Origin of the sequence: Mesorhizobium sp. YR577 (genome assembly GCF_900116595.1) — a bacterium.
Classification (GTDB): Bacteria; Pseudomonadota; Alphaproteobacteria; order Rhizobiales; family Rhizobiaceae; genus Mesorhizobium_M.
Genome location: NZ_FPBI01000003.1, coordinates 305113 through 324615, shown reverse-complemented (window position 1 = coordinate 324615; position 19503 = coordinate 305113). Strand labels below are relative to the sequence as shown.

Annotated in this window: 20 protein-coding genes; 12 read left to right on the top strand and 8 right to left on the bottom strand. The window is 63.2% G+C overall.

Annotated features, from left to right (window positions below):
* The first annotated feature begins 70 nt into the window (after positions 1-70).
* The 4 genes from BM413_RS06750 to BM413_RS06735 all read left to right on the top strand — a co-directional run bounded on the left by BM413_RS06750 (position 71) and on the right by BM413_RS06735 (position 5682).
* Positions 71-2359 carry an NADP-dependent malic enzyme gene (locus tag BM413_RS06750; RefSeq protein ID WP_091911634.1) on the top strand — a complete coding sequence of 763 codons (2289 nt, stop codon included), beginning with the start codon at positions 71-73 and terminating at the stop codon, positions 2357-2359.
* A gap of 99 nt (positions 2360-2458) precedes the next feature.
* Complete coding sequence (locus tag BM413_RS06745; protein ID WP_091911632.1) at positions 2459-3136, top strand: isochorismatase family protein; 678 nt, start codon at positions 2459-2461, stop codon at positions 3134-3136.
* A gap of 249 nt (positions 3137-3385) precedes the next feature.
* Positions 3386-4270: an alpha/beta hydrolase family protein gene (locus BM413_RS06740; protein WP_091911630.1), complete on the top strand. Its 885-nt coding sequence runs from the start codon at positions 3386-3388 to the stop codon at positions 4268-4270.
* 113 nt (positions 4271-4383) lie between these two features.
* Positions 4384-5682 carry a PQQ-dependent sugar dehydrogenase gene (locus tag BM413_RS06735; RefSeq protein ID WP_091911628.1) on the top strand — a complete coding sequence of 433 codons (1299 nt, stop codon included), beginning with the start codon at positions 4384-4386 and terminating at the stop codon, positions 5680-5682.
* 270 nt (positions 5683-5952) lie between these two features.
* Here the strand turns inward: BM413_RS06735 and BM413_RS06730 are convergent, their stop codons facing one another.
* Positions 5953-6945 carry an adenosine kinase gene (locus tag BM413_RS06730; RefSeq protein ID WP_091911626.1) on the bottom strand — a complete coding sequence of 331 codons (993 nt, stop codon included), beginning with the start codon at positions 6943-6945 and terminating at the stop codon, positions 5953-5955.
* A gap of 236 nt (positions 6946-7181) precedes the next feature.
* Here BM413_RS06730 and BM413_RS06725 point away from each other — a divergent pair, with 236 nt between their 5' ends.
* The gene (locus tag BM413_RS06725) at positions 7182-7898 is read left to right on the top strand and encodes a sulfate transporter family protein (RefSeq protein WP_091911762.1); all 717 of its coding nucleotides are present in this window, start codon (positions 7182-7184) and stop codon (positions 7896-7898) included.
* A 253-nt stretch (positions 7899-8151) separates the two neighbouring features.
* Here BM413_RS06725 and BM413_RS06720 read toward each other — a convergent pair whose 3' ends face one another.
* From BM413_RS06720 to BM413_RS06700, 5 genes are all read right to left on the bottom strand, one after another.
* Entirely contained in the window at positions 8152-9156 is a 1005-nt protein-coding gene (locus BM413_RS06720) for a proline racemase family protein (protein WP_091911624.1), read from the bottom strand.
* Positions 9153-9962 (bottom strand): isocitrate lyase/PEP mutase family protein, encoded by an 810-nt coding sequence (locus BM413_RS06715; RefSeq protein ID WP_091911622.1) that lies wholly within the window; start codon positions 9960-9962, stop codon positions 9153-9155. Before BM413_RS06715 ends, BM413_RS06720 begins: the two co-directional genes overlap by 4 nt.
* A gap of 70 nt (positions 9963-10032) precedes the next feature.
* Positions 10033-10683 (bottom strand): HAD family hydrolase, encoded by a 651-nt coding sequence (locus BM413_RS06710; protein ID WP_091911620.1) that lies wholly within the window; start codon positions 10681-10683, stop codon positions 10033-10035.
* Positions 10680-11153: a dUTP diphosphatase gene (gene dut / locus BM413_RS06705; protein WP_091911618.1), complete on the bottom strand. Its 474-nt coding sequence runs from the start codon at positions 11151-11153 to the stop codon at positions 10680-10682. Before dut ends, BM413_RS06710 begins: the two co-directional genes overlap by 4 nt.
* 53 nt (positions 11154-11206) lie before the next feature.
* Entirely contained in the window at positions 11207-11677 is a 471-nt protein-coding gene (locus BM413_RS06700) for an Lrp/AsnC family transcriptional regulator (protein ID WP_091911615.1), read from the bottom strand.
* A 104-nt stretch (positions 11678-11781) separates the two neighbouring features.
* Here BM413_RS06700 and BM413_RS06695 point away from each other — a divergent pair, with 104 nt between their 5' ends.
* Together BM413_RS06695 and BM413_RS06690 are read left to right on the top strand one after the other, a co-directional pair.
* Positions 11782-12000: a DUF6356 family protein gene (locus BM413_RS06695; RefSeq protein WP_091911614.1), complete on the top strand. Its 219-nt coding sequence runs from the start codon at positions 11782-11784 to the stop codon at positions 11998-12000.
* A gap of 57 nt (positions 12001-12057) precedes the next feature.
* Positions 12058-12879, top strand: a complete 822-nt coding sequence (locus BM413_RS06690) for a class II glutamine amidotransferase (RefSeq protein ID WP_091911612.1) — start codon at positions 12058-12060, stop codon at positions 12877-12879.
* A 3-nt stretch (positions 12880-12882) separates the two neighbouring features.
* Here BM413_RS06690 and BM413_RS06685 read toward each other — a convergent pair whose 3' ends face one another.
* Positions 12883-13869 carry an NAD-dependent epimerase/dehydratase family protein gene (locus BM413_RS06685; protein WP_091911610.1) on the bottom strand — a complete coding sequence of 329 codons (987 nt, stop codon included), beginning with the start codon at positions 13867-13869 and terminating at the stop codon, positions 12883-12885.
* Between the two features lie 165 nt (positions 13870-14034).
* Between BM413_RS06685 and BM413_RS06680 the strand changes: the two genes are divergently transcribed.
* The 5 genes from BM413_RS06680 to BM413_RS06660 all read left to right on the top strand — a co-directional run bounded on the left by BM413_RS06680 (position 14035) and on the right by BM413_RS06660 (position 18193).
* Positions 14035-14547, top strand: coding sequence for a hypothetical protein (locus tag BM413_RS06680; RefSeq protein WP_091911608.1), 513 nt, complete (start codon positions 14035-14037; stop codon positions 14545-14547).
* Between the two features lie 3 nt (positions 14548-14550).
* Positions 14551-15171, top strand: coding sequence for a hypothetical protein (locus BM413_RS06675; protein WP_091911607.1), 621 nt, complete (start codon positions 14551-14553; stop codon positions 15169-15171).
* A 31-nt stretch (positions 15172-15202) separates the two neighbouring features.
* Positions 15203-15937 (top strand): DUF6683 family protein, encoded by a 735-nt coding sequence (locus tag BM413_RS06670; RefSeq protein WP_091911605.1) that lies wholly within the window; start codon positions 15203-15205, stop codon positions 15935-15937.
* 91 nt (positions 15938-16028) lie between these two features.
* Entirely contained in the window at positions 16029-16520 is a 492-nt protein-coding gene (locus tag BM413_RS06665) for a hypothetical protein (RefSeq protein WP_091911603.1), read from the top strand.
* Positions 16521-16600: 80 nt separating this feature from the next.
* Positions 16601-18193, top strand: a complete 1593-nt coding sequence (locus BM413_RS06660; RefSeq protein ID WP_091911601.1) for a peptide chain release factor 3 — start codon at positions 16601-16603, stop codon at positions 18191-18193.
* A gap of 29 nt (positions 18194-18222) precedes the next feature.
* Here the strand turns inward: BM413_RS06660 and BM413_RS06655 are convergent, their stop codons facing one another.
* A complete protein-coding gene (locus BM413_RS06655; RefSeq protein ID WP_091911599.1) occupies positions 18223-19272 on the bottom strand; it encodes a LacI family transcriptional regulator in 1050 nt (349 codons plus the stop codon).
* Between the last annotated feature and the right edge of the window lie 231 nt (positions 19273-19503).

Below are 19503 nucleotides of genomic sequence, written 5' to 3'. Positions count from 1 at the left end.
GCGGAAGTGTAGCCTTAATCCCGAACACTCCACAAAAAGAAGCACGTTAGGGAAGGGACTGCGCTTAATCATGGCATCCGGCAAGAAATCCGACAACGCAGGCCCCTCTGTCAGCGCCGAGGAGGCGCTCGATTTCCACGCTTCCGGCAGACCCGGCAAGCTGGAGATCAACCCGACCAAGCCGATGGCGACGCAGCGCGACCTGTCGCTCGCCTATTCGCCGGGCGTCGCCGTGCCGGTTCTGGCCATCGCCGAAGACCCGAGCCGCGCCTTCGACTACACGACGCGCGGCAACATGGTCGCCGTCATCTCCAACGGCACGGCCATCCTCGGCCTCGGCAATCTCGGCGCGCTGGCCTCCAAGCCGGTGATGGAAGGCAAGGCGGTGCTGTTCAAGCGCTTCGCCGATGTCGATTCCATCGATCTCGAGGTCGATACCGAGAATGTTGACGAATTCATCAACTGCGTCCGCTTCCTCGGGCCGTCCTTCGGCGGCATCAATCTGGAAGACATCAAGGCGCCTGACTGCTTCATCATCGAGCAGCGCCTGCGCGAGCTGATGGATATCCCGGTCTTCCACGACGACCAGCACGGCACCGCGATTATCGCCGCGGCCGGCCTCATCAACGCGCTGGAGATCACCGGCCGCGACATGAAGACGGCCAAGCTCGTCTGCAACGGCGCCGGCTCGGCCGGAATCGCCTGCATCGAATTGATCAAGTCGATGGGCTTTACGCCGGAAAACGTCATCCTGTGCGACACCAAGGGCGTGGTCTATCAGGGCCGCACCGAAGGCATGAACCAGTGGAAGTCGGCCCACGCCGCCAAGACCGATGCGCGCACGCTGGCCGACGCGCTCGACGGCGCCGACATCGTCTTCGGCCTGTCGGCCAAGGGCGCGCTGACCACGCCGATGATCCAGTCGATGGCGAAAAACCCGATCATCTTCGCCATGGCCAATCCCGATCCGGAAATCACGCCGGAGGAAGTGGCGGAAATCCGCACCGATGCGATCATGGCGACCGGGCGCTCGGACTATCCGAACCAGGTCAACAATGTGCTGGGCTTCCCCTATATCTTCCGCGGTGCGCTCGATGTGCGGGCAACCACCATCAATGACGAGATGAAGGTCGCCGCCGCGCAGGCGCTTGCCGCGCTGGCACGGCAGGACGTGCCGGACGATGTCGCCGCCGCCTATCAGGGCATGCGGCCGAAATTCGGTCCCAACTACATCATTCCGGTGCCGTTCGACCCGCGCCTGATCTCGGCCATCCCGGTGGCAGTGGCCAAGGCTGCGATGGAAAGCGGCGTCGCGCGCCGGCCGATCCTCGATCTCGGCAAATATGCCAACGAGCTTTCGGCCCGCCGCGACCCGATCGCCTCGACGCTGCAGCGCATCTACGACCGTGTGCGCCGCCAGCCCAAGCGCGTCGTCTTCGCCGAGGGCGAGGAGGAGCAGGTCATGCGCGCGGCGGTGTCCTACGCCAACCAGAAGCTCGGCACGGCGATCCTTGTCGGCCGCGACGATGTCATCAAGGAAAACGCCCGCCATGCCGGCGTCGATCTCGACAAGCCGGGCATCGAGATCATCAATGCGCGGCTGTCGCGCCGCAACGCCGTCTATGCCGACTATCTCTATGAACGCCTGCAGCGCAAAGGCTTCCTGTTCCGCGACTGCCAGCGCCTGATCAACAACGACCGCAACCACTTCGCCTCGACCATGGTCGCGCTGGGCGATGCCGACGCCATGGTGACGGGCGTGACCCGCAACTATTCCACCGTGCTTGACGATGTGCGCCACGTCATCGACGCCAAGCCGGGACACCGCGTCATCGGCGTGTCGATCGCGCTGTGCCGTGGCCGCACGGTGATCGTCGCCGACACCGCCGTCCACGACATGCCCAATGCCGAGCAGATCGCCGACATCGCCGAGGAAGCTGCCGGCTTCGCGCGGCGCATGGGCTATGAGCCCCGCGTCGCCATGCTTGCCTATTCCACCTTCGGCCACCCGCAGGGTGAGCGCTCGGAGCGGGTGCAGGAGGCAGTAAAAATCCTCGACAAGCGCCGCGTCGATTTCGAATATGACGGCGAAATGGCCGCCGACGTCGCGCTGAACCACCGGCTGATGCAGCAGCAATATCCGTTCTGCCGCCTGTCGGGTGCTGCCAACGTTCTGGTCATGCCGGCGTTCCACTCGGCCTCGATCTCGACCAAGATGCTACAGGAACTCGGTGGCTCCACCGTCATCGGCCCGCTGCTGGTCGGCCTGAACAAGCCGGTGCAGATCGTGCAGCTCAACGCCAAGGATTCCGACATCGTCAACATGGCGGCAATCGCGGCGTATAACGCGGGGGCGTGAGAGGCCGAAAACCGCTCGACCGCGTCGCTCCACGGATAGCGCAGCGAACCGGGGCAGGCTGTTAATCCGCAGCAGATATTGCTGCGGAGAATTGTCTGCATGAAAGCCTCCTTGTCCCTCGACCCAATGAAGGCGGCGTTGCTCTGCATCGACCTGCAGGAGGAGCATCGCGGCGATCCGCGCCTGCTCGCCGTGGATTACGACCGGGTGCTGGCCAATGTGGTGCGGTTGCAGGAGGCCGCGCGCGCCGCCGGCGTGCCGGTGCTGCATTTCGCCTATGTCGTGGATGCGGCGGCAAGGCGGCCGTTTCACCCGGTTCTTGCCGATGGCCGTTCCTATTTCAGCGACAAGGACGATCCGCTCACCGCAATCTGCCCCGAGGTTGCGCCGCTGGGCGACGAGCCGCTGCTGATAAAATCCGAGGCGAGCGCTTTTGGCGACGGCCGGCTGGCGGCACTGCTGCGCGAGCGCGGCGTCGAATGGGTTTTTGTCGCCGGCGTCTGGACGGAAGCCTGCATCGACGCCACCGTCAAGCATGCGGTGGCAACCGGCCTGCGTGTCGTGCTGGTCAAGGATGCCTGCGGCAGCGGCAGCGTCGCCATGCACCAGACCGGCATCCTCAACCTCGCCAACCGGCTCTATGGCGGCGCGGTTGCCGATACCGACAACGCCTCCCGGCTGATGGCAGGTGAGACGGTTCAGGCGTGGATGGTCGAGGGCGCGGTGCCGCTGCGCTTCACCTACGAGAATGCGGCGGAGCTTTACGCCGGCCTTTGAAGCCGGCGAGGGGATGTTCCCTCTAAACCACCCGGCGCGTAGGCTCTCCGGCGTCTGCCTTGCGGCGGACGCCATCCTTTGTCCGGCGCTTCTTCAATCCGAAGTAGCGACAATGTGAACGCCGTAGCCGCCGCAACTGGCGGTGCAGGCAGTTGATTTCCGTCACGCAGCGCTCAAAATTAGGGAGGGCCGTGAAACCGGCTTAATAATCGGCGATGGCTTTGCTGATCGAAACAGGACGCGCTCCTCATGAAGATGGACCGCCGGGCTTTTCTCTCCCATGCAGCCGCTGCCGGGTTGCTTCTTCCTGCAACCGCCGCCAGGGCCGAAGGTGAGCCGAAGCTCGTTCGCGAGGACTATGCGGTGGCGCGCGAGCGGTTTCGCACGCATCTGACCCAGACTGGCCCGTCGCCCGATCCGCCGCAGCCGCTTTCCCCGCCGCATGGCGCCCGCCGGCTGGACTACAGGTCCGGCCCGCTCAGGCTTGCCGCGTGGGTATCGGAGAACGCCGATGTGTCGAGGCCCCGGCCGGGCGTGCTCGTGCTGCATGGCGGCAACGCATTGTGGCCGGGCCATTGGGACGATCTTGCGCATCCCTTCGTGAAAGCGGGCTATGTGGCGATGATCCCCGCCATGCGCGGCGAGAACGGCTTGCCGGGGAGCTTTTCGGGCTTTTATGACGAGACGGCCGACGTTCTTGCCGCCGCCGACGTCCTGCGGGCCTATCCGGGGGTCGATCAGGCCCGCCTTTACATTGCGGGGCATAGCGTCGGCGGAACGCTGACCTTGCTTGCGGCCATGAGCAGGCACCCCTTCCGGGCAGCCGCCGCTTATGCCGGCAACCCGGACGCGCGGGCTTTCTTCCGCCATTTTCCCGAGGACATCCGCTTCGATGCCGATGATCCGCAGGAGTTCGACATGCGCTCGCCGGTCTGTTTTGCCGGCAGCTTCAAGTGCCCGGTGCTGATGCTCCACGGCAGCAAGGAGATGAACAGCGATCACGCCGTCCGCCTGACGGTATCGCGGGCGCGTGCGGCCGGCCTGGATGTGCGCCGTGCCATCGTTGAAGGCGATCACTCCTCTGCCATACCCGGCGAAAGCGCGGAGGCGCTTCGCTTTTTCGAGACCATCTGACGATCCTGGCGACAGAACTGCAGGGCTCTGCGCAGCCAGTTTTGCTGTGCCGGGTTTCAACCCGCGTTCAACTTGTGTAATCCTGCCGCCATCATTCATGAGCGGGAATATCAATGGCCTTTTCGGACATCTTTGCGCGGCTGGTTGCAATGGTTGGCGCAGGCGTGATCCTGTTGCGTCATCGGGGTGACCAGGCCTTGCCGCAGGCTGTCGGGGACAGGCCGGCGATTCCGCCAGCCAGACCGCAAGGCATTCCGACGCTGAAGATGCCGACAGCAAGGGGCTGGCATGAGGGGCGGACGCCGGTTGCCGCGCCCGGCCTCAAGGTCAACGCCTTCGCGCGCGGATTGCAGCATCCCCGCTGGATCGAGGTTCTGCCGAATGGCGACGTGCTGATCGCCGAGGCACTGAGCACGCCCGGCGGCATACGCTCGGCGTTCGACTATGCGATGTACAGCACCATGAAGCGGGCCGCCGCCGTCGGCGTCAGCGCGAACCGCATCACGCTGCTGCGCGACGCGGATGGCGACGGAGTTGCCGAGACGCGGGAAGTCTTTCTCTCCGGGCTCAACCAGCCCTTCGGCATGGCGCTGGTCGGCGACACTTTCTATGTCGGCAACACTGACGGCCTCTTGGCCTTTCCCTATAGAACCGGCGAGACACAGATTTCGGCTACCGGCCAAAAAATATTCGACTTCAAGCCGGGCGGCCATTGGACGCGCAGCATCCTTCCCAGCCGCGACGGCACCAGGCTCTATGTCGGCGTCGGATCGCAGAGCAATATCGGTGATGAGGGCATGGAGGCCGAGAAAGGCCGCGCGGCGATCTACGAATACGACATCGCCTCCGGTCAGGGCCGCATCTTCGGCGCGGGCCTGCGCAATCCGGTCGGGCTCGCCTGGGAGCCGCAGACGAACGTGCTCTGGACGGTCGTCAACGAGCGCGACGGCCTCGGTGACGAGACGCCGCCCGACTATCTCACTTCGGTTCAGGATGGTGGCTTCTACGGCTGGCCCTACTGCTACTGGGGCCAGACGGTGGACGACCGCGTGCCGCAGGATGCGGCTTTGGTGGCTCGTGCCATCCAGCCGGATTTCGCGCTCGGCGGACATACGGCGTCGCTCGGCCTGTGCTGGATGCCGGCCGGCACGCTGCCGGGATTTCCGGACGGCATGGCAATCGGCCAGCACGGCTCGTGGAACCGCAGCAAACTGTCAGGTTACCGCGTCGTCTTCGTGCCGTTCGAGGGGGGAAAGCCGTCCGGCCCGGCGCGGGACATACTGACCGGCTTCCTCGCCCCGGACGAAAAGGTTTCCTACGGCCGTCCCGTGGGCGTCGCCATCGGGCCGGATGGTTCGCTTCTGGTGGCTGACGACGCCGGTGATGCCATCTGGCGCGTGACGGGAGCTTGAGAGACCGTTTGGAAACTCTACTTTGGCGGCCATCTGATGGCGTTTTCTGCGCTTACTAGAGCGTCCTTTGCGCGTCCGGTTGGACGCGCAAAGGACGCTCTAGAACTTTGCTTGGCGCATGATTCTTTCCGAAATCGATTCCGATTTCGGGGTCATGCGTTGCTCACGGACCCGAATGTCCGCTGCGCTACGGTTCTCGAAACCACCACCACATGACTCGCCAAAGCGAGTTTCGAAACAGTCTCTGAGAACGGCCGGAACGGGCTGGCGTTAGATCAGCCCGACCTGCTCGGCGGCCTCGCGCAGATTCTTGCGTGGGCGCGGGCCGATCTGCTGGATGACCAGCCCGGCTGCCAGCGAGCCGAGCTTGCCGCAATCGGCGAGGCTTCGGCCTGCCGTGTAGCCGAACAGGAAACCGGCGGCGTAGAGATCGCCCGCGCCGGTGGTGTCGACGAGTTTTTCGATCTCGATCGCATCGACGGTGACGGTTTCATCGCCGCGCACGATCACCGAGCCGAGCTCGGAGCGGGTGACGGCTGCGATCTTGCAATCCTTGCGGATCAGCTCCAGCGCCTGCTCGAAGGATTCGGTCTGGTAGAGCGATTTCGCCTCACTCTCATTGGCAAACACGATGTCGACCGTGCCGGTCCGCATCAGGTCGAGGAATTCGTCGCGGTAGCGGTCGACGCAGAACGGGTCGGACAGCGTCATCGACACTTCGCGGCCGGCGGCGTGCGCGTGGCCGGCGGTGAGGCGGATCGCTTCCTTGGCCAGCGGCGGGTCCCACAGATAGCCCTCGAAATAGGTGACCTTTGCACCGCTCGCCTTGTCGGCCTCGACATCGTCCGGGCCGAGTTCGACGCAGGCGCCGAGATAGGTGTTCATCGAGCGTTCGCCATCGGGCGTGACGAAGATCATCGAGCGCGCCGTCGGCGGTGTGCCGGTCAACGGGCTGGTGTCGAAGGCGACGCCCTGGGCGTGGATGTCGTGGGTGAAGATCTGGCCGAGATGGTCCCGGGATACCTTGCCGAAATAGGCCGAGCGCCCGCCGAAGCTCGCCACGCCCGCCGCCGTGTTGCCGGCGCTGCCGCCCGAAGCCTCGATCGCCGGGCCCATGCGGCTGTAGAGCAGCTCGGCGCGCTCGGCGTCGATCAGGTTCATCGCCCCCTTGATGATGCGGTTTTCCGTGAGAAAGGCGTCGTCGCATTGGGCAATGATGTCAACAATGGCATTGCCGATGCAAAGCACGTCATATTGGCTCATGAAAATCTCCGCAGAACCGCGCAGGAAAGATGAATTCCTTTGGCACACCGGCCGCGCGTGGGTCTAGACCATGATCTTGAAAAGTGGAACCGGATTTTCACAAAAGATCATGGTCGACCGGAAATGCGGGGCGGTTTTGCAAAGCCTGCCGGCTGCGCATTCTTGCGGTCGGCAGAAAGCCTGCCTATCTCTCGGCGGTTGCAAGCGCCCTCTGGACGCGAAAGGAACTGTTGCCGATGATCCTCGACGCCGCCCGCGCCGCCGCCGGCAAACTCTTCACCGCTGAATTCCGCACGGTGTTTTTCAAGACGATCGGCATCACGCTGCTGGCGCTGGCCGCATTGTGGTTCGGCCTGCATCAGGCCTTCGATGCGCTGGCCCTGCCATGGATCGATGCGCTGCTGCCGGGATTTCCATCCTGGGCCGGCTGGCTCAGCCTGATCGCCGCGATCCTCGCCGGCATCGGGCTGGCGCTGGGATTGGCCCTGCTGATTGCGCCGGTGACGGCCGTGGTAGCCGGCCTGTTTCTGGATGATGTTGCCGAGGTGGTCGAAAGAAACGATTATCCGCAGGACAAACCCGGCCGCGCGGTGCCTGCCGTTCGGGCGCTGATCCTGTCGCTGAAGTTCTTCGGTATCGTCGTCCTGGGCAATCTGTTCGCCCTGCTTTTGCTGCTGGTGCCGGGGGTCAATATCGGCGCCTTCTTCGTCGTAAATGGCTATCTGCTCGGTCGCGAATTCTTCGAATTCGCCGCCATGCGCTTCCGGCCGGAAGCCGAGGCCAAGGCGCTGCGGCGCAAATATGCCGGCACGGTGTTCATGGCCGGACTGGTGATAGCGGCGTTTCTGGCCGTGCCCCTGCTCAACCTGCTGACGCCGCTCTTTGCCGCCGCCATGATGGTGCATCTGCACAAGATGGTGTCGGCAGAAGAGAACGGAAATGGTTTGAGATGAAACTGCCCCTCACGGCAGGGAAATCGCGACGAATGGCGCGCCTCATGAAACCCCCACCCCTAACCCCTCCCCACAAGGGGGAGGGGAACTTTGCCGACCTCGACGCAGCGCGAAATCGCAGAAGATTTTCACCATGTGGAGATGCAGACCGGTTCCCCTCCCCCTTGTGGGGAGGGGTTAGGGGTGGGGGTGTTTACGCGATAGCCTTTGTACTTAGGGGAGAAGGTCGCGGTGCCGAAACCCGAGTAGGCAATCACGTCACCAGAAATCCCCGACCCAATTCGTCGTCTTCTTCGCGAAAGAACTCGGCTTTCCCGGAGTAAAAAGCCCGTCCGCCGACCCGCGCGACGATTGCGTCATGCATGCCAGCTTTGGTGGTCCTTGCCACCGAGCCGGTGAACCGCGAGCCGACGATGCTTTCGAACAGGCGCGTCTCGCCGACTGCCAGTTCGCCCTTTGCATGCATGGCCGCCAGCCGCGCGGTGACGCCGGAGCCGGTCGGTGAGCGGTCGACCTCGGCCTCGGCGAAGACGCAGACGTTTTTCGTCGCGCGGCCGGCCGAGCCGTCGCCGCCATCGGTCAGGATCGTGCCGTAGAGAAAGGCGAGATCGTCGTGATCGGGATGCGAAAGCGGAAAATCCCGCTTCAGCGTTTCGGTCAGCGCGGTTGCGGCGTCGACGAAATCGCGGGCGCGGTTCCGGCCGAATTCCAGCCCGAACTGGCGGCAGTCGGCAAGGGCATAAAACGCGCCGCCATAGGCGATGTCGAAGGCGATGCTGCCATGGCCCGGCAGGTCGACACCCTGGTCGCGCGCAAACAGAAATGCCGGCACGCTTTCGAATGAGACGGCACCCGACTTGCCGTCCTTCACCTCAACCGAGGCGACGACCATGCCGCAGGGGCATTCGATGTTGACGGTGGTCACCGGCTCCTGCGCCGCGACGATGCCCTGATCGATCGCGTAGCGGCCGAGCGCGATGATGGCGTGGCCGCACATGGTCGAATAGCCCTCATTGTGCATGAACAGCACAGCCAAGTCCGCGCCCGGCAGGTCGGGTTCTACCAGCAGCGCGCCATACATGTCGTAATGGCCGCGCGGCTCGAACATCAGCAGTTTGCGCAGGTGATCGAGATTGTCCCGCACATAGGCCCGCTTCTCAAGGATCGTGCCCGCGGGAATCTTGGGATAGCCGCCGGTGACGATCCGAAGCGGCTCGCCACCGGTGTGCATGTCGACGACGGTGATGCTTTCGGTCATGCGTCGGCTGTCGAGAACATGGTCTGCAATGCGCCGAAGGCCATGCCGTCGCGTGAGAACTCGAATGTGCCGTTATCAAGCATTTCGCGCGATGCCTTCTGCAGCATGCCGAAGGCATAGGTCGTCAGCTTCGAGCCGAGCGAGATGCGTTTCGCGCCGGCCTGGGCGAGCCCGTCCACGGTGAAACCCGGCACGACCAGCACATTGACCGGCTTGGACACCGCCGAGCAGATCTTGCGGACCGTGTCGATGTCGGTGATGCCCGGCGCATAGAGAACGTCGGCACCCGCCCGCTCAAAAGCTTGCAGCCGCGCGATCGTGTCGTCGAGATCGGGGTTGTCGCGCAGGAAATTCTCCGCCCGTGCGGTGAAGACGAAATCGTGCCGCAGCGCGCGCGCTGCCTCCACCGCGGCGGTGACGCGCTCGACCGCATGTGAGAACTCGTAGACCGGCTTGGCCGGATCGCCCGAAAAATCCTCGATCGAGCAGCCGGCAAGGCCTGCCGCTTCGGCGGCGAAGATGGTTTCGGCAGCACTTTCCGGGCTGTCGCCCTTGCCCTTTTCCAGGTCGGCCGAAACCGGCAGGTCCGTTGCGCCGGACAATTCCTTGCAATGGGCGATCATGACGTCGAAAGGCACGCCGCCGTCGGGCAGGCCGCGCGAAAAGGCAAAGCCGGCGCTGGTCGTGGCCAGCGCCTTGAAGCCCGAGGCTGCCAGCAGCTTGGCGGTGCCGATATCCCATGGGTTGGGGATGACGAAGGCGCCCGGCGCCTCATGGAGCTTGCGAAAAACCGCGCCCTTGTCCATTGCAGATGACCTCGATCAGGGTGAATTGAAGCCAAGTCTACGCTGGAGATTGTGGCACGGCAAACCCGATTCAGGCGATCGGAATCAATCCTGACAGCGCGCGCATGTCGTCGAACAGAATACCGCCCGACGCCGCCATTCCATCCCGGTCCGAGTGCGGATCGCCGTGATAGGCAAAGACGCGCATACCGGCTGACACGCCCGCCGTGACGCCCGCGACGGTGTCCTCGATGACGATGCAATCAGCAGGCGAAAGGCCCATCTGTCGGGCGGCGTGAAGGAACAGGTCGGGGAATGGCTTGCCGCGTTCTACCATCGTCGCGCTGAACATGGCATGCTCGAAATAGGGCAGAAGCCCGGTGCCGCCGAGCGTCATCTTCATCTTTTCCGGCTTGCCGGAGGAGGCGACGCAGAAGGGGATGCCTGCTGCCTTAACAGTCTGGATGAAAGTCTCGACATGGGGAATGGCCTGCACGCCATCGAGAATGCGCGGCAGCTCGGCATAGATGTCGTCGACGAAATTGCCGATCGTAATGCCCGTCGCCTCGATCTCCTGCTGGACCGAGACGAGCGAGCGGCCAACGAAGCGCCGCCGGCATTCCTCATAGGTGACCGGAAAGCCCCGCTGCGTGAGCACGGACGCCATGAACTCGTTGGCCGGCCGCTCGGTGTCGACCAGGATGCCGTCGCAATCGAAGATGACGAGCTTTGGCGTCGTCACGCGCTGCCCGTCGAGCCGAAGCCACCGGCGCCGCGCTCGGTCGAGCCGGCAAGGCTGCGTTCCTCGATCGAGGCGCGCGTCACCGGAGCAAAGATGATCTGGGCGATGCGCATGCCGCGCGTGACGGCAAAGTCCTCGTCGCCGAGATTGACCAGCAGAACCTTGACCTCGCCGCGATAGTCGCTGTCGATCGTGCCCGGCGTGTTGAGGCAGGTGATGCCGTGCTTGAAGGCAAGGCCGGAGCGTGGCCGTATCTGCCCTTCGAAACCTTCCGGGATTTCGAGGATCAGCCCGGTCGGCACCAGAGCGCGCTTGCCCGGCAGGATCAGCAGCGGCCGGTCTTCAGGCACCGCCGCGCGCAGGTCCATGCCGGCCGCCCCCGCCGTCTCATAGGCCGGCAGGTCGAGGCCATTGCTGTGGGAAAGCCGGACGACGCCGACGACAGGAGAATTTTGGGAAGCCGTTTTCATGGCGCGATCTATCGTCCGGCTTGAGGGTTTCGTCAATTCCAGTGGCCGTTCCTTCAACGGATTTCGACAGGAACGACCGTCGTCTCCTTGATCTCTTCCATGACGAAGGAGGCGGAAACGTCCGACAGCGGCACCCTGGCGATCAGCCGCTGGTAGAGGCGGTCATAGGCTTTCACGTCCGACACGCGGGCGCGCAGCACATAATCGAGGTCGCCCGACATGCGGTAGACGCCGGTGATTTCCGGAAATGCGGTGACCGCGCTGCGAAACTTCACCAGCCATTCGGGGTCGTGATTCGAGGTGCGCACGATGATGAAGACCGAGAGGCCGAGGCCGAGCTTTTCGGCGTCGACCAACGCTACGCGCCCGGTGATGAAGCCGTCATCCTCCAGCCGCTTGACCCGCCGCCAGCAGGCATTGCGCGAGAGGGCGACGCGTTCGGAAAGCTGATCGACCGAAAGCGTCCCGTCCCGCTGCAGTTCGGCGAGCAATCTTCGATCGATCGTATCTATTTTATCGCTCATTTGGGATGAATGTCCCAAAATTATCCTTCAGGCAAGGACAAATTGGGACGAATCGTCACTTCAAGCGCGCTAGTGTCTCGTCAAATCAGAAATGGGAGACAGACATGAACCGCGTCGCAAGGATTTTCACCCATCATCCGGCTTCTGTCGATGAAACCTATTTCGAGCACATGGCCTTTGCCGGCAAATTCTCGGGAAAGCTGTTCCTGGCCGCCTTCGCCGCCCTCATTCACGCTTTGTTACCCTTCCTGTTCGAATCTACGGCGAGCGGGATCATTCGCCAGCTCTACGAGCGGACGCATAATCGCGCGAAAAACGCATGACCTTCATCCGAAAAGTCTGCAACTTTTCGGGGCCATGCTTGAGGGGCAAGTAAATCGATGTGCCGATGGGCGGCCTATCTCGGACCTGAAGTCTTTCTCGAAGACATCGTCGCCGCGCCCTGCCATTCGCTGATCGCCCAGAGCCACCATGCGCTGGAGGCCAAGTCGCCGACCAATGGCGACGGGTTCGGCGTCGCCTGGTATGGCGCGCGGCCCGAGCCCGGCCTTTACCGGGACATCCTTCCGGCATGGTCGGACCCCAACCTGAAGAGCCTGTGCCGGCAGATCCGGTCCGGCCTGTTCCTGGCCCATGTCCGCGCCGCGACCGGCGGCGCCACCAGCCGCATGAACTGCCACCCCTTCGTGTCGGGCCGCTGGGCCTTCATGCATAATGGCCAGATCGGCGGCTTCGAGCGCGTGCGCCGCGGCCTCGAAAATTCGATCAGCGACATGCTCTACGACCAGCGTGAAGGCACGACCGATTCCGAATTGTTTTTCCTGATGATGCTTCAGGAGGGGTTGGCGGAAGACCCGCAGGGTGCTGCGTCCCGCGCGACGGCGCGCGTGCTGGAAGCCTGCCGCCGTGCCGGGCTGGAGCCGGCGCTGAAGCTCACCGCCGCCTTTTCCGATGGCGAGACGCTTTACGCGATCCGCTATTCCACCGACGCCCATGCGCCGACGCTTTATGCGGGCTCGTTCCGCGAGTCCGGCGGCCGCTGCCTCGTCTCCGAACCGTTCGACCGCGAAGGCCCGAACTGGCAGCCGATCCCGCCTTCGAGTTTCGTCACCATGACGGCAGACGCGATGACGATCCGGCCGTTCGAGCCGGAGGCAGCGGCGATCTCTGCGCCAGCCACTCGCCAACGCGCCCCGGCCTGAAAGCTAATTCACCGGGTAAGGACCGTCGGCAAAAACCTCGTCGTGATAGCCCTTCGAGCCGATGGCCTGTGCCAGCGGGCTGCGTGGATCATCGCCCGCCTTCAGCCGTTCGATGATCGAGGCGAAATCGTAGCGCGGCTGCCAGCCGAGCTCGCGCCGGGCGCGCTCATTGACATAGACGCGCCCGATGCCCGGAAACATCGTCCAGCCCCGGCGCCGGTATTCGGCCTCATAGCCCGGCACCCGCCGCCGCACGACGCCGGGCGCATCGGTGCGCAGTTCGGCCAGGTCCTCCGGCAGGAAGGGCGTGGTGGCGCTGATGATATATTTGCCGAAGCCGATCGCCGGCGCGCGCTCGATGGCAAGCAGATGCGCATCGACGATATCGCTGATGTCGACGCGCCGGTTCAGGAACTCGTTGACCTTGACGTTGGCATCGTCGGGATAGGTTTTTCGCACATCGCTGTCGTCGTCCTCCTCGGGGAAGAAGCGCGAGGTGCGCAGCACGATTGCCGGCAGCTTCTGGTTTCTTGAAAACAACTGGCACAGATCCTCTGCCGCCGCCTTGGTCACGCCGTAGATGTTCTTCGGGACCGGTCTCACATCCTCTGTGATCCAGGCGGCGGGAGCACTTGCCGGCGGCACCAGCGCATCGCCGAAGACGCTCGTCGTGCTGGTATAGACGAAAGCGCTGACGCCTGCCGAAGCCGCCGCCTCCAGCAGGTTCAGCGTACCGCTGATATTGGTGTCGACGAAATCCTGCCGGCTGTGGGTGGCGACATGCGGCTTGTGCAGCGTGGCGGCATGGAGCACCGCCTGCACGCCCTGCATGTGACGCCGAAGGAAGGCACGGTCGGTTATCGAGCCGACACCGGCCGTGGAGGGCGACGCCAGAACATCGAGCCCGATGGCCTCGTGCCCTTGCTCACGCAGGCTGCGCACCAGCGCCTCGCCGAGATGGCCAGCACTTCCCGTCACCAGAACTTTCATCGCGATTCGGTTCCCTTCAGCATGCCGTCGATAGTGCCGAAGCAGGGCTCGGTCGGCCATAGAAAATACCGGGATGTTCGCTCGTAGTTACCTCTTTTGGAAAGGATGGCGCTGCCCGGAAAGCATGCATATAGTTGGTCCAAGAGGAACTGAAGACGGGTTTTCATGCGGGGCTTCGATCTTGGATCTTCAGCGGGGCGCTGGGCGTATATAGTTTTCTGGATTGTTCTTGCGCTCGGCGCAGGCACCACGCTGGCCTATTTCAAACTGCACATCATGATCGGCGCCATCACCGATGCTATTTGCGGCGCGGTCGATACTTGCGAGCCCGCCTCGGATAAGCAGGGAGCCGGTGTCTTCTACGCCTTCTTTGGCTGGCTGAATGCCGTTCTTTACCCGGTGTCGCTTGCGGCCGCATTGTTTCTGCCAAGGCATCGGTCGGTCATGATCGCGATGGCAGCGGTTCTTGTCATCTGCGGCTTCGCGATCGACGCTCTCGGCTTCATCTTCAATGCCGCCCTCACGATGCTGGTGTCAACGGCAGCATGGTCGCCTTTCTTCTGGCTTTCCGTAGGCTTCGCGGCCGCGCATCTCCTGCTCATGTTCGTCTTTCTTGGCAGGGCGTCATCAGGCAGGGAGGCTCCCGATCCTCGGCTGCCGTCTTCCAGGGAGGCGTGAGAGATGGGCGCGACAACCAATTGGTTTTTGCCTGCCGCGGTGATGGCCATATCAGCGCTCCTGGCGCAGCCATTGCGTGCCGAGACGGCAGCCGACGGTGCCTGCAACCTCGAAGGCTGGTCCGTCGCGGGCTCTGACGCGCTTGCAAACATTCACGAAAAACCCGATGCGGCCTCGCCGGTTCTGGGCGTGCTGCCTGCCTATGTCGATAGCGACGACCATCGTTACGGCATCGCGCTTTCCATTGTCGGATCACATGAAAAATGGCTGCTTGTCGAAAATGCACGCGACGATCCGAACCGCACCGGATTGCCGTCGCGACCGACCTTTTCCGGTCGCGGCTGGATAAGCGGCGAGGCGGTGCGGTTCCAGGTGCAGTCCGCGCGCGGCTATGAACGTCCCGACGCATCGAGCAATCGCGTTTTCGATCTGGGCGACAATTGGCTGACCGATGTCGCCGATATCCGCTCCGTAGAAGGCTGTGCCGGAGATTGGGCGCTTGTCAGTTTCGCCGCCGATGCGGAAGCCGTGAGCCGGCTGAAGATCGAGCCGCAGGAAGGCCGTGCATGGTTCCGCCGAATCTGCGCCAATCAGGAAACCACCTGCGACGGCGTCACCGATTGAGCCCGTCCGCCACGAGACAGGAGGAAGGAACATGATGCGAATGCGTTCCCTTGCCGGCGCCCTGATCGGCCTGATGCTTGCCATGGGCGGCGGCCATTCGCAGGATTTTGGCATGGTCATGTTCAACGATTCGATCGACCTTACGAACAGCTATGTCGCGCAGTCGGCAATGGCCAGCGTCGCCAACGCCAATGCGAAAGCCAACGCCAGGCGGCCGGGTTCGACGGCCGGCAAGAAAGCCCTGCGCACACTCGGCTTTCGCAGGGATCCCGCCGTGTCAGCCAAGGTAAAGGCGCGCTTCAGGTCGCAGCTGGTGCAATCCAATCCTGCCCAGGCAGCAATCGTCGACGCCGCGCTGAAGGCCGACTGGCTGAAAGGCTACGGCGCCGAGATCGCCCGGCCCAACGGGCTGGATGCGCGCAATCTTGCCGATGCCTACACCGCCTATCTCGTCGCGAGCTGGGCGCTCGTCAACAATGTCGAGACCCTCAGCGCCCGGTCCATCAAGGCGGTGCGCGACACGATGCGCGCCGCGATGATCGCCGATCCCAAGATCAGCCGTATGACCGACGGGCAGAAACAGGAGGCGGCGGAAGACCTCATCTACAACACCGTGCTTGTGATGGCGAACCGCATTCACATCAGCAAGTCCGGCGATGAATCGCTTCAGCGCAGCGCTGCAAAGAACTACAGCGACCTATTCCAAAAACAGGGCATCGATCTAGCCGCGCTCACGCTTACAGAGGGCGGCTTCGTCCGCCGTTGATCATATCTATCCCGCCTATTGAGAATAGGGGGTCTTTACAAAACCGAAGCGCAGGCGTTCCGTAGAAAAAGTTGTTTGAGGGGACAAGGCAATGCTGCTTGGAATGTCGCTTTCCACATTCACTCTTCTTCATGTCATCATCAGTCTTATCGGCATCGTCACGGGACTGGTCGTTCTCTACGGGCTTTTGAAGTCTCAGCGCATGGATGGCTGGACGCTCATCTTCCTGCTCACCACGGTGCTGACCAGCGTCACCGGCTTTCTCTTTCCGTTCAACGGTTTCACGCCGGCAATCGCTTTCGGCATCCTGTCGATGATCCTGCTGATTGCGGCAATCGCGGCGCGCTATAGCTATCATCTCGCCGGCTCGTGGCGATGGATCTATGTCGTGACGGCGGTGATCGCGCTCTATCTCAACTGCTTCGTGCTGGTGGTGCAGTCGTTCCTGAAGATCCCGGCGTTCAACGCGCTGGCGCCCACCGGCTCCGAGCCGCCTTTCGCCATCGTCCAGGGCATCGTGCTGCTGTTCTTCATCGTGACGGGGTTCCTTGCCGTCAGGCGGTTCCATCCGATCGGCACCTGAGCGTACGTCTCCCGCCATTTCGTATTCGACAGCCTGCCGATGTGCTGCTAGAAGCCCGCGCATCAACAGGATCATCGTAAATGGCTGAAGACATAGCCAAGGCGGTTGCCAGGCGCCGCACATTCGCGATCATCGCGCACCCGGATGCCGGCAAGACGACGCTGACCGAAAAGCTGCTGCTGTTCGGTGGCGCCATCCAGCTTGCCGGTGAGGTCAAGGCCAAGAAGGACCGCATCCAGACCCGCTCGGACTGGATGAAGATCGAGCGCGAGCGCGGCATCTCGGTCGTCACCTCGGTGATGACCTTCGAATATGGCGACAACGTCTTCAACCTGCTCGACACCCCCGGCCACGAGGACTTCGCCGACGACACTTATCGTACGCTCTCGGCGGTCGACAGCGCCGTCATGGTCATCGACGCCGCGAAAGGCATCGAGCCGCGTACGCTGAAGCTGTTCGAGGTTTGCCGCATGCGCGACATCCCGATCGTCACCTTCGTCAACAAGATGGATCGCGAGGCGCGCGACACCTACGAAATCCTCGACGAGATCGAGCAGAAGCTGGCGCTCGACACCGCGCCGATCACCTGGCCGATCGGCCAGGGCAAGACCTTTGCCGGCACCTATCATCTCGCCCAGAACGCAGTGCGCCGCGGCGACGACGAGAAGGAGCGCACGCCGGTCAACGGCCCCGATTCCAACCGCGCCGCCGGCCTGCTGCCCGACAATGACCGGCCGGCTTTCATCGAGGAACTGGACCTGGCGCGCGAGGCCTGCCGGCCGTTCGACCTGAAGGCTTTTCGCGAAGGGCACCTGACGCCGGTCTATTTTGGGTCGGCATTGCGCAATTTCGGCGTACGCGATCTGATCGAAGCGCTGGGCGATTACGGTCCCGCACCGCGCGCGCAGGAGGCCGACACGCGCAAGGTCGAGGCGACGGAGGAGAAGATGACCTCCTTCGTCTTCAAGATCCAGGCCAATATGGACCCCAACCACCGCGACCGCATCGCCTTCGTGCGCGTCTGTTCCGGCACGCTCCAGCGCGGCATGAAGGCCAAGCTGGTGCGCACCGGCAAGCAGATGAGCCTGTCTGCGCCGCAGTTCTTCTTCGCCCGTTCGCGCATCACTGCCGACGAGGCCTATGCCGGCGACGTCGTCGGCATTCCCAATCACGGCACGCTGCGCATCGGCGACACGCTGACCGAGGGTGAGGACATTCTGTTCCGTGGCGTGCCGAACTTCGCGCCGGAAATCCTGCGCCGCGTCAGGCTCGGCGATGCCATGAAGGCGAAGAAGCTGAAGGAAGCGCTCCAGCAGATGGCCGAGGAAGGCGTCGTCCAGCTGTTTCAGCCGGAGGACGGCTCGCCGGCCATCGTCGGCGTCGTCGGCGCGCTGCAGATCGATGTGCTGAAGGAGCGGCTGTCTGCGGAATATACGCTGCCGGTCGATTTCGAGATGGCGCGGTTCTCGGTCTGCCGCTGGATCGATGCCGACGACAAGGAAGATCTGCTGCGCTTCATCGAATCGCATCGCGGCGACATTGCCCGCGATCTTGACGGCGATCCGGTGTTCCTCGCCCAGCACGAGTTCTCGCTGAACTACGAGGCCGAGCGCTGGAAGGCGATCCGTTTCGCTGCGATCAAGGATTATCAGGTCCGCGACAAGGCGGCTTGAAGATCATAAAGAGGCAAAGGTGAAGGCGGCTACCACGTCTCCACCGCCTCCGGCACGCTCAGGCTCTGCAGTGAACTCACCGCCGTGCGGTCGATCGCCCCGATAACGGAGCGCGCGAGTTCGCGGCCGGCGAGCCGGATGTCTTCGTTGACGACGTAGATATTCGACCGCAGCAGATGCAGCAGCTTTGACGATTGTTTCGAGACGATGGCGACATCGGCGCCGACCGAAAGCCCGACATCTTCCGTGCCTGCGACCAGCGCGAATGTCGCCGAGCCGCTGCCGCTGACGATGCCGTCAGGCGGCGTGCGTCGGCGCATCAATTCCCTGGTGTGCTCGCGGATTTCGTCGATCGACTGGTCCAGATTGGCCGTGCTGAAGGAAATCTCGTCCAGTTCGCATTCGGCCAAAGCCGCGAGAAAGCCTTCGCGCATGTGCCGGTAATAGCTGAGGTTCGGCGTCGGCGCGAGCAGGGCGATGCGCTTGCGCCCCAACGCCTTCAGCTTGCGTACCGCCTGAACCGCATAGGCGCGGTTGTCGAAATCGTGGAACGGATGCTCGATCCCCATATGGGTGCGGCCATGGGTGGTGAAGGGAAAGCCGTGCTCGACCATGTAGCGCACGCGGGCGTCGTTCGGCTCGGTGCGCGAGATGATGATGCCGTCCGCCGAGCCCGTCTCGACCACGTAGCGCACCGGCTCCAGCGGATCGTTGGTGCGCGAATAGGGCGTGACGATGAAGTGATAGGGCGTCTGCGCCAGATGTTCTGAAATGCCGTAGATCATGTCGGAGACGAAGCCGCCGACCTGCTCCTCGGTATTGAGCACCAGGCTGATGACATTGGTCTTGCCGGTGCGCAGCCTGACGCCTGCGCGATTCGGGCGGTAGCCGACCTGGCGGGCGACGAGCTGGACGCGCTTGCGCGTCTCCACGCCGATTTCCGGCGCATCCTTCAAGGCGCGCGAAACCGTGGTGACCCCAAGCCCGGTCATGAAGGCGATCGTCTTCAGCGTCGGCCGCTCGTCCGTTCTGGAAGAGGCCGGGCCTGTCGGATTGTCGGATTGTGGTCTGTCATTCATTGCCGTTGCCTGCGGCTCCCCGGAGTGCCCGCATATCGCACTCTAACCTTGGACCTTGCAAGTGTTTCCCGCAATACCTGTAACGTTTCAGAAAATGGTGCGGTGCGGAATCGATCGGCCTTCAAGCATGGTTAAGGCTGGCGCGGTCGCGGAACGGCTGGTTAGCCGGCAAGGCGCGATGAAACGTGTCGCAGCTTTGATTCGAAAAGCAAATTTCTGCCGATTTATTGC